A 13,797-nucleotide genomic window follows, 5' to 3' on the forward strand; every position below is an offset into this window, starting at 1 on the left:
AGATAAGTGTTGTTTTAAACTTCATTTTTTTGCAAATAAAAACATTTATTTAATTATATCAACACCTGTTGTGAAAAAAAGTACAAATGCGAATATTCAATCTTACAGCTTGATATTAAGTAGTATACGTTTTTTATTTGATATTGTTAATTGTTTTTCATAAATAAAAACTAAATCCTGAGTTTGAAATGATTTATATTCTAATTAGTTGTGCTTAGATTGTAAATATTATATGATAACTGATGGAATGAAAAAATTATTTAGTTTTTTTATCTACTAGTAGTGTGCAAATATTTTGAAGGATAAGCTGTTTTTTTTAAGTATAATCTTAAAGATGATAAGCCTACCTGATATCTTATCAAGCGGATTATAAAATATTAGAAAGTTAGTCTGCATGTGACTATGTAGAAATTACTAGTCTAATTAGTAAGATCTTACTTTTTCTTTTCATTTATTGCACAGATGTAAGCATTTGTTAGCTTATCTTTTACAGTTGATTAAAGATTGAAATGATGAAAGTTTTTCGTAATTTAATGTAACTCATAGATAAATAGACTATACTGATGTATCAAAAAATTACCACAAAGGTTATATCTCTGTTTCTACCGATTGAAAGTATTGTTTCTGCACTTACAGACATCTTCTTGACTTATAGTGATGACAAACAATTCTCTGATCAATTGAATAATTATGCCAAAACCTTTGATAAATTATTAGTTGAAGAGTTTATTAGTAATAAAACCATTAATAATGATGAGTTAAAAGCTCTTTTAAGTGAAGTTCATGATTACATACTAACTTTTCCAGAGCAAGAGATTAAGTTTCAAAGTATCGAAAGATATCAAATAAACTCGAAAGACAGTTTTAGGATTAAGATGCTAAAGGTTCTTAAAAAAATAAGACTAAACGGCAATTGGTTTAAAATTTGGATGTTTAATATGGCGAGGCGAATTGCTCGTAAATCACCATTAAATTATTCCACAGAAACACAAAAGATAATGCAACGACAGCTTGCGGAGTATGTTTTTGTGCAAGGATTTTATAGGAAATTTATAGCGATTTTGGCAGAAGTATTAGAGCAGAGGGAAGAGATTTTTCTTGAGCTTAAGTCTATCGATCAGGAAATTACGGGGAATATATTCACCAATGTAAAACCAAATCACGAAGAGTTCACGGATAAAATTACCTCGGTTCATGAAAAATATAAATCATTATTAAAAAAACTGGAGATTTTTTTTAATGAAGTAATGAAGGTGCTTCAATCAGATTTTGAGGATTTAAAGCCCTTGGTTGATACCGTCGAATTTCCTCTTTCTAAAATATCTGAATCTACTTTAAAGAATAATTCAGTAGCATTGGATCAAGCTTTGAATTTGATTTTTGAGAAATACAATGCAAGAATATCTTCCATATTTGATCATTGGAAGTTAATACATAGAGTTAGGCGATTTGCCTTTGATGCACAAAGATCTTTTCAAGAGGCTAACAATTGTATCGCCATTCAATTAAAAGAACATTTTCAAGTAAATGATCAAAAAACATTAGATCTTTTAAAATATACAACGGATAGCTTTAAGGACAATCAGATAGATTCAAAGCTGGTAGAACAAAATCTAAAGGTAGAATTGTTGCAAAATCATATTCCATTCTATCTAAATCAGGTTTTGAAACTGAATGTAAAAGAAGAAATTGCCATTTTAGATACAGGTATTCAGAAATCAATTTCATTAATTAATGAGCCATTTTACTTACCACTAAAAACAAAATTGGAGAAGGTAAAATCAAGAAAACAATTGAGAAATTTAAACCTTAATGAAATTATTGAAGGGTGGAGTTCCGAATATATTAGTAATCCACTTGATCAAGAAAGTAAGCGATTAAATAACTTTCAAAATGATACCCTTATTTTTCTAAACGAACTGTCTGGAATTATTGAATACACAAATGAATACTTGAACTCCAATGTTGATATTGATCAAAGCCAGCATATTAATGAATTTAAGCAAGGAATAGATAGAGCAAAAAACAAGGCTAACGAACGAATTAACCATTGCAGTGCATTCTCTATGGAAATACAAAAAGACTTAAACTTGATATGTTCAGAATTGATTAAGGAGATTATTTTATCAATCTCGCCTGAACAATTAAAGGCAAAGTATCATCAGATGTATCGTAAAAGAGTGTTGGCTGATGTAAAAAGAAAAAGCTATGCATATCTTAATTTGGTAAGTAAAAATGCAAAGGAGTATTATTTAAAACTTATTACAATCTTAAAACAAGTTCGATCGAAATATTCTTCTTATAGAGAAGTTTTAGGATTGTCTGTCTCTGATACAAGCATAAATAGTGAAATGTCAAATTATTTATCGGAAACAGAAGCGGCGATTGAGAAGTTGCCTTTAATGTATCAAAGGTTATTTAGCATTACTCCTGTTGAAAATACAAAATTTAGAATTGCAAGACCATTTGTTGTTCGACGATTGGAAATAGCCTATTCAAATTGGACTGCAGGGAAATTTGCACCAACTTGTTTAGTAGGGGAAACTGGGAGTGGACTTACTTCTCTGGTTAATGAGTTCATCGAAAAATTTGGTCACCAATACCCAGTAATCAGAATAAATCCAGAAGGTAAAATTAAAAATGAAACTGAGTTTGTTAAACTGATATCTAAAGCCCTTGATCAACCTGATTTAAAAAGTTTGAAGGAAATAATAGATTTCTTGTATTCTTCTAATAGTCGTAGAATTGTAATTCTGGAGAATGTACATAAACTTCATCTCCGAAAAATGGGTGGGTTTAATTTGCTGTACAATCTGTTTCAACTGATTTCAGAAACCAATTCGAAAGTTTACTGGTTGAACACGTGTCTTTTTTATACTTATAAATATCTGGATTATTCAATAGGATTTAGTAACTACTATGCTCATATAGAAAAACTTGACAATTTAACCAATGAGCAAGTAACCGAATCAATAATAAACAGACATAAATATAGTGGGTATAAATTATACTTTTTGCCTCCTGAAAATTTCTCACCTAAGCGGAGTTTTAAAAAACTTACAGAAACCCAGCAACAGGCAATACTTCAGGAGGATTATTTTAAAAGATTATTTAATTATGCTCAAAATAATTTATCCTTGGCACTTTTGTTTTGGATGAGATCTATAGTGAGTGTTGAAGATAATACATTTAACATGCAATTTAAAAACTTGAATCTGTTTTTTGTAAATTCCCTAAATGCTAGCCAGATGGCTACATTATATGCCATGGTTCTCCATGGAAGAATGAGTATTAGTGATCATATGGAAGTTTTTGATTTGACGGAGAAGGAAAGTTCAAATCAATTAATGGTATTTGTAGACGATGGAATTTTGGTTAAAAAGGAAAATGATTATTCTATAAATCCGCTAATATATAGGCAAGTAATAAATCATCTATCATCATTAAATTATATTCATTAATGAAGCGTGTAACTATATTTAAAATTCATCTTGTATTTGTTGTTTTACTTTTTCATTCTCTTTTAAGTGCAGAGGTCTATGCAAAAGAAGTACTACAAGATTCTCTTTCTGGGATTGAAACTGTAGATACCGTTTCAAACAGAATTGATAATGCCGTTCAGGCAATTGAAAAAAAATTAAAACCTCCCAGAGTTTCCAATATTATTTCGTTTTCGAAAGTGTTTTGGGCAATTATTTTTATCCTTATTGGCTATTTCACAATAAGGTTTCTGACAAAAACAATTGAACTTTGGTCTGAAAGAAGCCCTGAAAGAAGGGTTAAGGGAAAAGCAATTGTTCCAATTGTTAAGATTATTTGTTGGGCTGTTCTTGCATATATTATAGTTAGAGGGGTGTTTAGGCCTCCATTGGAATCTTTAATTGCTTTTGGTGCTTCGGTTGGTGTAGCTGTTGGATTTGCGGCGCAAGATATCTTAAAAAATATTTTTGGAGGTTTTGTCATATTAATCGACAGACCGTTTAAGGTTGGTGATAAAATTGAGGTAGGAAATACTTATGGTGAAGTTTTAGATATGTCGTTAAGATCTACTCGAATTCATACAGCTGATGATTCTGTTGTTACCTTACCCAATGGAGAGTTAATGAATCAGTCGATATCAAATTCTAACTCTGGAGAAACCAATTGCCAGGTGGTTGCAGAATTATTTTTACCAATAATAATTGATACCAAAAAGGTTCGAAAAATCGCCATGGAAGTTGCAAAGCTTTCCAAGTTCATTTATTTAGCAAAGCCAATAGCTGTAATATTTGTGAGTGATATTAAACATGATAAGCTATGTTATAAAATGAGGTTAAAAGCTTATGTGATGGATATTCGGTATGAGTTTGCTTTTAAAAGTGAATTAACGGAAAGAGTCATTCATGAGCTTCTGAAAGAGGGGGTTATTACTAACAAAAATTCGATTTAAGATGTTGTTAATTATTGATAATCAAAGTGCATTTATCAAGAAGTTTAAGCGGAATTTTTTGGCTGAGATAGATTTTGAAACCATTTTTTTCGATCACAATCAACCATTAAATTTACCTGATAATGCAAATATTCAAGGAATTATTCTTTCTGGAGGTAAGGGTAATCCATATGAACCATTAAACCTTACAACCAATTTTGTAGCGATACTTAATTTTCAGGTTCCTGTTCTAGGTTTATGTCTTGGACATGAAATTATTGCTGTATCGAACATGGGGCGAATTAAAAAATTAAAATCCTACAACAATAAAAAGGAGCTTGTTCGAATAAAAGATAAAAACGATCCAATATTTGAATCTATTGATCATGATGAAATCCCTCTTGTTAAAAAACATAATTGGTATGTTTCTCAATTGCCTGCTGAATTTATATCTTTAGGAGAGAGTGATACTTGTGTGAATGAAATTATCCGGCATAATTCAAAACCAATTTATGGATTTCAATCGCATCCTGAAGTGTCCGGAGAGGTGGGTATCCAAATCATGATAAACTTTTTAAAGATATGTAAGCTTTATGATGAAAAATGAGCTCATCCTAATTAAAAAAGATATAAATATTAAATACAATGTTGAATTACTATTGCCTAAAAGATGGTACTGTAGAATGTTTCGAACATTTTAAGAAAGAGCATGGAAAATTAATATGGATAGATTTATTGGATTACTCTCCATTAGAAATTGCATTAGTAGAAGATCTACTAGATCTAAAATTATTTTCCAAGAAAGAACGAGAGGAAATTGAAACAAGTTCCAAATACATAGAAAGTGAAAAACTGGTAGGAGTGAATTTAAACTTTCTTAACTTTTATAAGGACGAATATGAAATGAACCCGGTTTCATTTCTACTTAAAGATAATGTGTTGATTACGCAGCGTGAAAGGGAATATAAAAGTTTCGCAGATGCCAGAGAAAAACTATTTAACTTAGAAGAGAAAAATGGGCTGGATTTATTTTTAACATTATTGGAAACAAGAATCGATATTGATGCAGATTTAATTGAACTTATTACAACCGATATTAACAATTTGAATAGGGTAATTTCAAAAGAAAAAAAATTAGACAAGGAATTTTTATTACATATTTCGGATATCAGAAAATCCAGTAACTTAATTAGAGAAACTTTAATGGAAAAACAACGAATTGTTTTTGCCATATTGAAAAGTAAATATTTTCCGTTTTCTGATAGAGATCGATTCCTTGTGATGAATAAGGATATATCTTCGCTATTGCAACACTCTGGTTTTAATTTCGATAGATTAGAGTTTATGCAGAATACATTTATTGGTCTTGTAGGGATAGAACAAAATAAAACAATAAAAATGTTAACTATTGTTACAGTGATTTTTACCCCACCTGCACTTATTGCAGGGATATATGGAATGAATTTTGAGCAAATGCCAGAGTTAAAGTTGGTCCTTGGATATCCACTAAGTCTTGTCTTAATGTTACTGACCTCATTATTGCTCTTTCTTATTTTTCGTTTAAAAAAATGGCTATAATAAATTGCGGCCAGAATTGATAATAAAGGCCGCATGAAAAAATTATAAATTAAAGTTTTTATTGTAGAGTTCGTAAATTGTCATTGCAAGAAGTAATGATCTTTCTGAAATACTATGTGTATATATGAATTCAGAGTGTTTTGGATTGATCTGTCCAGTTGGACCAAATCCATCAATTAAATAAATTGCAGAATCATCAATAGAGCATATATCTGAAGAATCCCAGCGGTGTTCTTTAGCAACTCGAATGTCTAACCTTTTTGCAATTGGTTGAATGAATTGAAAGAGTTGAGCAGTTTTCTCATTTTCCTCTAAAGGAGGTCGCATGATTCCACCCTCCATTTGTAATTTAGCAATTTTGTTCAACTTTCTTGAAGGAACAGCTTTCTTAATGTTTTCATCAAGCTTTTTAAACTGATCAATTTGATTAAATCTAATATTTAATTTAACAGATCCGTTGCAGTAGGACTGCATAATATTGGAATTTAAATTCATTTCCTGTGGCGCGATCACCAAGCTGTCATCATCAACAGATAAGTCACACCATGATTGAATCATTTTAGTAAAGGCACTTGCAGCATTAGCCACCTTTTCAGAGCTTTTTCCAGCTAATAGATTCATTTGGCATGAATATTTTGCCGATCCACTTCTTGAAGTAGTTAGACTACCATTAGAATTGCCCCCATGCAAACCAATAACAACTTTTGATTTAGCAGCCTTTTCTTTTACAATATTTTTTGAAAATTTGCCAAAAATCGAATTGTCTGCAGTTAAGAGTATTCCAATTTTATAATTTTTAAGATTTCTGGAAAATTTTAATGCCTGTAAAGCTGCCATAGCAACAACTATACCTCCCTTATGCTCCCATACTCCTGTACCATAAATTTTCTGGTCATGCTCACCATAGGAATCATGATTAGAAAGCGGGGTTGAGTTATCTAGAACACCTAAAAGAAGAACATCATATTCATTATCATATGAATTTGTGAAGAATAGATGATTCCCAACCTCAACTTGTGGGTAATTCTCTTGTACAAATCCTAAAGTGGCAAATTGACCTTTTAAATAATTGCCGAGTTGATTTACTCCATCAATATCTCTAACATGAGAATTCATGTTTACAATCTTCTGAAGCATTTTTAAATGTTGCGGCTGTCTACCTCTCAAAAATCCTCTTATTCTTGTGTGAAGTAATGGTTTTTTAGGTTTTTGACTCGATTGATTTAAAATGCTTCCCGAAAAATATCTCACCGAAGCAACATCCAGCATCTTGTTGACAAGATCTTCGTACTCATAACCCGCAACTTTAGCGGCGGCTGGGTACGAACCTGAAAATCCCAGACTGGCCATCGAATTAATTTCCAACAGATAGATATTGTTATTTTCATCCATTCTAATATCAACCCTGGCAAAATCTCTTAATTGTAGGGCTTTAAAAGCTTCGATGCTTTGTCGCACCATTTCCTGGACAACTTCACTTGGTAAATCGGCAGGACAAATTTTTCTTTTTGGTGCTTCTTTTTTATCTGTAACTGTTTGTATTGCATCAGGATCGTTGTTCAAATCTATTTCTAGAATAGGAAATGTCTCGACAGGCTCATTTCCCAGAATCCCTACGCAAAATTCTCTTCCCCGTATAAATTGCTCAGCCAGCGCCTGTTGTTGAAATTCTTTTACAATAAAATTTACTGATTCCCTAAGGTCTTCTTCATTGTAAACAACTTTTAATCCAAATGAAACACTCTCCATTTTTGGTTTCACAATTACTGGAAACTTGACATCGCTCATGTCATCTTTTGCACTATTGAACACCCAGAAATCCGGAGTTGAAATGCCGTGCTTTTGCCACATGATTTTAGTAATAACCTTATCAAGTGCCAATGCATGTCCTGAAGGAGATGAGCCAACGTATGGTATTCCAAGCATTTCTAGCATCGATGGAATATGGGTATAACGACTTTCTCCCTGAATACCGTATGCCATGTTGAAAACCATTCCCATTTGTTCTCCATCCACGACTTTAGGCATAAAGTTTTGTAGTCTTTCGACTACATGCATATTGCCATCTATCACTGCAACGTTATGCCCTCCTTTTTCAAGAGCATCAACAACTTTTTGCACGGTGGCAGGGGAGTAAACTTCTTTATTTTGCATACCAAAAATATTGATAACTCCCTCAAAATCTTTGTTGTAAATTATTGCAACTTTCATTGATATAATAAATTATTAGAACCTCGCAATGTAGCAATTATTCCATTTCAAAAAACTTTCATATAATTAATTTACTAAGCCTTTTTTGAATCTTTTCTCAAATAAAGCGTTTGATGTGGAAATGGAATTTCGATATCATTTTCATCAAAGCTTTCTTTTATGGATTTGAGCAAGTCACATTTCATAACGAATGCTTTACCATTGTTTTCAGCCCAAACATATGCTCTTAAAACCACACTTGAATCAGCCAATTGAATTACACGAATTACCACTTTTTCAACTCCTTCTTCAATTTCTGTTTCTGACCTTGTATCAATAAGATTTGGGTGTTTTTCTGCTTCTGTTCGCATAATCGAAATTGCGGCGTCTATGGATGAAAAATAACTTATCCCAAGTTCAATAAATGCACAAACTTTTGGATCAGCAATTGAGGAATTAAGAATAGTCTCAGAACTAATTACTGAATTTGGAATAATTACTCTTCTGTTTTCAGGATTTTTGATGACAGTATGTCTTAGTGTTATGTCTTCCACCGTTCCAAAATGTAAATCTCCAATTTTTATGTAATCTCCAACTCTAAATGGTTTGAAAATTACAACAAAAATGCCACTGACGATATTCGAAAAAGCTTGCTGTGATGCAAATCCTACTATTGCAGCAAGAATCCCTGCACTAGCTAATAAGCTAACACCAATACTTTTTAATTCGGGAATAGAATAAAAAACAATGATAATAACACCAATGAATATTAGAAAACTTACTGCGTTTTTTAGGAAGTTGTAATTCGTAGGATCGGCATTTAATTTTTTCGCAGACCTCAACACCATGCGATGCATAAAAAAACGAATTACTTTTGAGGCTATAAATCCAACAATTATGGCAAAGAGTACAAACAATACTTTATAGCCAACACCTAAATCCTTTAAAATAATTTCAATAGCAGCCATCTTAAACAAGTAATATTGAGTAAATTTATCTGATACAAATAAAATTAAATATAGTACAATTTGTAACAGCTTGTATGATGGGAAATAAAAAATTAAAAAGAAATTCCACGAAGAAGGGAATGTCGCCAGGAACACTTATTCATATCGGAAAACAGCGTGTTAGTCATGCATCAATTCAAATTGTAAAATATAATGAGGATAGCATCCAATTCGAGGAATTTGTAAATGAACTCTCCAATATTAATTTTCCAAAGCCATCAAAAGATCATGTAACCTGGATAAACTTAAAAGGTGTTGATATACCTGCTTTGGAAAATATTGGTAAACAATTTAATATACATGATTTGGTTTTAGAAGATATTTTGAATAATTCTCTAAGACCTAAATTTGAAGTTTTTCAGGATTATTATTTTCTATCAATTAAAATGGTTTTATCAGATAGCGATGAGTTAACCTATGGATCTGTTCCTGTTCATTTTATACTTGGTGAGAGTTATATTTTGTCCTTTATTGATTTTGAAGATCCTATTTTTGATTCAGCATTGTTTAGGCTTAGAAATCAACCGCAAAGAATAAGAAGTAAAGGGGCAGATTATCTTCTTTTTGCATTAGCAGATGTGGTTATTGACAATTATTTCGAGCTAATTGAAATAGGTAATGATAAATTAGAGAAGCTGGATGATGAAATTTCAATTCCATCAAACGAGGATATTCCAAATTCAATTCGGGAATACAGGCGAGTTTTACTAAGAGCTAGAAGAGGAATTACACCCGTGAAAGAAACTTATTCAATTCTGGTGAATGATGATCTTCATTTGATTAAGGAGGAAAATGTTAAGTACTTTAGAGATACCAAGGATCATATTCTTTTTATAATTGACCAAATGGATTTTTTACGAGATAATTTGTCGGCAATTAATGAATCCTATCAGTCGATTCAAGACAATCAGTTAAATCAGGTCATGAAACTTTTGACATTAATAGCTACTATTTTTATTCCATTGACATTCTTGGCGGGTATTTATGGAATGAACTTTTCAAATATGCCTGAGCTTAATTATAAATATGGATACTATATCTTATTGGGAGTTATGTTTTTAGTAGCCATTTTTATGATTGTTTGGTTTAAAAAAAAGAAGTGGATGTAGATTTTTGAAATTATAGCGTTTTCTTCTCAGGTCTAAGAAAGATTTCTTCAAAGCTCCTAAGGTGCTAAGTGTTCAAGTTATTAGTATTTTAAGTGGGATTGATGTTTTCATTCAAGATTCACCAACTCCTAAGTCCTTTCTCTATATATTCAAATTGCCAAATGGAAAACAGTAGGGTATCAGCAGGAGGGGTAGTGGGTTCATCTTTTAGAAGTTTGTGAATCGCTTCAATTTGTTTTGCAAGGAATTCAACCATGTATAAAATGCTTCCATTTTTACAGTTACACGAATTAAATTGTAATTAAATTTGGTTAAATTAAGGAGCGGATACGAAGCTTTGGGAATATGACAATTGAACTTGTAAATGAAAATTATTGAGTCGCCTGCCATAGTATAACATCACTAATACGCTAACAATAACCCATTCCTTAAATTTTAAAAAGAAAGCCACTCCAGGGGTAAGTGACTTTCAACCTTAAGATAAATGCAAAATGAAACGGATTACTCCAGCTCTTCTTCATCTTCTATGTCTGAATCAACTGAAGTAAATGAAACCTTTTTTGACTCTAGTATTTCATAAACTTCCGACATTTTTATTTTATATATTGTTACTCCATCATCAGCCTGTATTCGATAAAAATTTATCTTTTTAGGTGTTTCCACCAGGAAAATGTTATCGATAACAGCACCATTATATTTTTTATAAATAGGTTTGGTGATTTCTGTAGATGCAGATTCTACATTGATAGACGTAGAGGTTTCGAGCCATTTTCCATCTGCGGAAAACATAGCAAGTTTATACTCTTCCTCAACGTAAAAAGAGGCCTCAAAATCGCCATCCATTTCAGTCCAAATAACATCTTCTGCATCTGCAAACATTTTTACAAATGCATCATTAACTTGTTTTGGTACATCATAATCCTGTCCAAAAACCATCAAAGGAATAATACCTATAAGTAATAATAATTTTCTCATTTTAATTGCTCTTATGAATTATGACATTTTGACGATAGATTTTAAAAAAGTCACAACCGATATATCACATTTTTTGAATTTTATATAAGTTTTTCCTCATGTCTTTTAAATTTCGATAGGTGCCAAATTCATGCAATATTTTTAACAAGCTTAAATCCAAGTCAGCTACTAAAGTCATTTCTGTATTTGGAGTCGATTCAGCAAGTATCGCATCTGTCGGAAATGAAAAATCTGATGGAGTAAAGACTGCAGATTGTGCATATTGAACATCCATATTGGTCACTTTTGGTAAATTTCCAACGCACCCTGCAATTGCCACATAACATTCATTTTCTATGGCACGGGCCTGTGCACACCTTCGAACTCTGTAATAACTGTTTTTAGTATCAGAAATAAAGGGAACAAATAGCACTTCAACTTTTTCCTGTGACATGATTCTGCTCAATTCAGGAAATTCAATGTCATAACTCGAAAGAATTCCTATTTTTCCACAGTCGGTCGACAAGACCTTTATTTCATGTCCACCTTTCATTCCCCAATCGGATGACTCGGCAGGCGATGGATGTATTTTGAACTGGTAATCAATGGTACCATCCCGACGAAATAAATAGGAAATTCCCTTAAGTTGATAATCATCTATTACAGGAATGCATCCGGCTATAATATTAGTGTTGTATTTTACTGCGAAATCAATAAATTTCTTTTTTAAAGAACGAGAAGTTAAAGCAAGTTTTCTAATTGCTTCAGATTCAGTTAAACCTTTATAGTTGGCTAGAAGTGGTGCATGGAATAGTTCCGGAAATAATATAAAATCAACTTTATAACGACTTAGCGAATCAATAAAATACTCCACTTGTTCAATCAAACTTCTTTGGTTCTCAAATAAGCGCATCTGCCATTGAACAATACCAAGTCTGATTGACGTTTTTGGTGTATTAATTAGTTGTTCTTGTTCCTGGTAATAAATATTATTCCACTCCAATAAGGTAGCATACTCTTTAGATTCAATATCACCAGGCAAATAACCTTTTAGTATTTTCTTGACATGAAAATCATTGGCCAATTGAAACCCCAATACAGGATCATCAACTTCTTTATTTCTTACCTTTTCGATAAATGTACGAGGACTATAGATATCTGAATATCGTATGTAATTAGGGATTCTACCTCCTGCAATAATGGATTTTAAATTTAATTGTTCGCAGAGTTCTTTTCTAGCATCATATAGCCTGCGTCCAAGTCTTTTATCGCGGTGTTCAGGATGCACTAATACTTCAATGCCATACAAAACATCTCCATCTTTTGAGTGAGTTGAAAAAGTATAGCTTCCTGTAGCTTGTTCATAAGTGTGCTGGTTTCCAAATTGTTTGTAGTCTACTATTATGGATAAGGCACAAGCAACAACTTTATTGTTAATTTCAATACAAATCTGGCCTTCTGGAAATATATCGAGTAATTTTTCCAGATCTTTTTTACTCCAAAATTGACCACCTATCCCCGAATAAGATTTGGTTGATGCCTCCTTTAATGAGTAATAGTCATCAATTTCCAAATGCCTTAGTTCTATTTTTTGTTTTGTCATGTGTGAATGAATTATGAAAGGGACAGAAAGTGTAAACTAACATCATGTGATAAATTAAAATCTGCCCCTTTCTACGGTCTGATATAAACAACAAAACCTAACATTTGCTTTCAAAGGGGTAATAAAGCAGAGATGATTGGAAGTGCCACAGCAACCAGATCATAGCACTTCCTATTTCACCCTAAGAAAATTAAAACATAGTTTCAACAAGATAATTCACGTAATTAGCCGCATTGATTCTTTCACACAACAAACTGCCTTTTATTTATCTTGTAAGTGAAATAATCATCTCATTTTAATGCAAAATATTTAAAAACCACCCTTAGTTGAATATATAATTTAGACTGAACAATATTGAAAAGTCACATTATTTCATTAAAAAATTTTATTTGTTTACTGATTTTTTGTTTGGCTCGCTGTAGTCTCATCTTTACAGCACTTGCCCCCATATTGAATTGATCTTGTAATTCCTTTATACTTTTTCCCTCTAAATATTTCAATTTCAGCATCAGTTGATCAGTTTCAGATACCGATTTTATTATCGTTTCAATAGAAATATTGTCCAACCTACACGGCTCATATCCTTCATCTTCCAGATTATAAGCGGCTGATGAAAGTACCTCGTATTGATTTCTAAATTTCTTTCTGTAATGTTCTATGCAAAAATTTTGTGTTATTCTATATAACCATGTCGAAAACTCAGAATTGCCTCTAAACAGATGTAGCTTACTAAAAGTTCTTAGGAAAATTTCTTGTACAAGATCATAAGCCTCTGATGAATCTTTTGTGAAAGAAAGACACTTGTAATAGACTTTGTTGAAATGTCTTTCGTACAAAATGCCAATGCTCATCTGATCCCCTTGCAAATGAAACATTACAAGTTGTTCATCGGATAAATTCTTGTGTACAGACTTTTTCATCTCTTAACCTTATTAATTGTTATATAGT

10 protein-coding genes are annotated in these 13,797 nt (G+C 31.9%); 5 read left to right on the forward strand and 5 right to left on the reverse strand.

Annotated features, from left to right (window positions below; all coding sequences use genetic code 11):
- Nucleotides 1-563: 563 nt before the first annotated feature.
- Genes M0051_RS08740 through M0051_RS08755 form a run of 4 tightly spaced genes read left to right on the forward strand, consistent with a single transcriptional unit; the run spans nt 564 to nt 5,986 of the window.
- The gene (locus M0051_RS08740) at nt 564-3,461 is read left to right on the forward strand and encodes a hypothetical protein (RefSeq protein WP_306741153.1); all 2,898 of its coding nucleotides are present in this window, start codon (nt 564-566) and stop codon (nt 3,459-3,461) included.
- Nucleotides 3,461-4,429: a mechanosensitive ion channel family protein gene (locus M0051_RS08745; protein WP_306741154.1), complete on the forward strand. Its 969-nt coding sequence runs from the start codon at nt 3,461-3,463 to the stop codon at nt 4,427-4,429. Before M0051_RS08740 ends, M0051_RS08745 begins: the two co-directional genes overlap by 1 nt.
- 1 nt (nt 4,430) lies before the next feature.
- A complete protein-coding gene (locus M0051_RS08750; RefSeq protein WP_306741155.1) occupies nt 4,431-5,015 on the forward strand; it encodes a gamma-glutamyl-gamma-aminobutyrate hydrolase family protein in 585 nt (194 codons plus the stop codon).
- 38 nt (nt 5,016-5,053) lie between these two features.
- Nucleotides 5,054-5,986: a CorA family divalent cation transporter gene (locus tag M0051_RS08755; RefSeq protein WP_306741156.1), complete on the forward strand. Its 933-nt coding sequence runs from the start codon at nt 5,054-5,056 to the stop codon at nt 5,984-5,986.
- 42 nt (nt 5,987-6,028) lie between these two features.
- On the opposite strand, the gene M0051_RS08760 is transcribed toward M0051_RS08755, so the two are convergent.
- A complete protein-coding gene (locus tag M0051_RS08760; protein WP_306741157.1) occupies nt 6,029-8,197 on the reverse strand; it encodes a M20/M25/M40 family metallo-hydrolase in 2,169 nt (722 codons plus the stop codon).
- A gap of 74 nt (nt 8,198-8,271) precedes the next feature.
- Entirely contained in the window at nt 8,272-9,144 is an 873-nt protein-coding gene (locus tag M0051_RS08765) for a mechanosensitive ion channel family protein (protein ID WP_306741158.1), read from the reverse strand.
- A gap of 77 nt (nt 9,145-9,221) precedes the next feature.
- On the opposite strand from M0051_RS08765, the gene corA reads away from it, so the two are divergent.
- Nucleotides 9,222-10,292 carry a magnesium/cobalt transporter CorA gene (gene corA / locus M0051_RS08770; RefSeq protein ID WP_306741159.1) on the forward strand — a complete coding sequence of 357 codons (1,071 nt, stop codon included), beginning with the start codon at nt 9,222-9,224 and terminating at the stop codon, nt 10,290-10,292.
- A 501-nt stretch (nt 10,293-10,793) separates the two neighbouring features.
- Here the strand turns inward: corA and M0051_RS08775 are convergent.
- The 3 genes from M0051_RS08775 to M0051_RS08785 form a co-directional block, all read right to left on the reverse strand.
- A complete protein-coding gene (locus M0051_RS08775) occupies nt 10,794-11,267 on the reverse strand; it encodes a hypothetical protein (RefSeq protein WP_306741160.1) in 474 nt (157 codons plus the stop codon).
- A 64-nt stretch (nt 11,268-11,331) separates the two neighbouring features.
- Entirely contained in the window at nt 11,332-12,849 is a 1,518-nt protein-coding gene (locus M0051_RS08780) for a carbon-nitrogen hydrolase family protein (protein ID WP_306741161.1), read from the reverse strand.
- 362 nt (nt 12,850-13,211) lie between these two features.
- Nucleotides 13,212-13,769, reverse strand: a complete 558-nt coding sequence (locus M0051_RS08785; RefSeq protein WP_306741162.1) for an RNA polymerase sigma factor — start codon at nt 13,767-13,769, stop codon at nt 13,212-13,214.
- Nucleotides 13,770-13,797 lie beyond the last annotated feature (28 nt).

The sequence above is a fragment of the Marinifilum sp. D714 genome (assembly GCF_030851345.1).
GTDB lineage: Bacteria > Bacteroidota > Bacteroidia > Bacteroidales > Marinifilaceae > Marinifilum.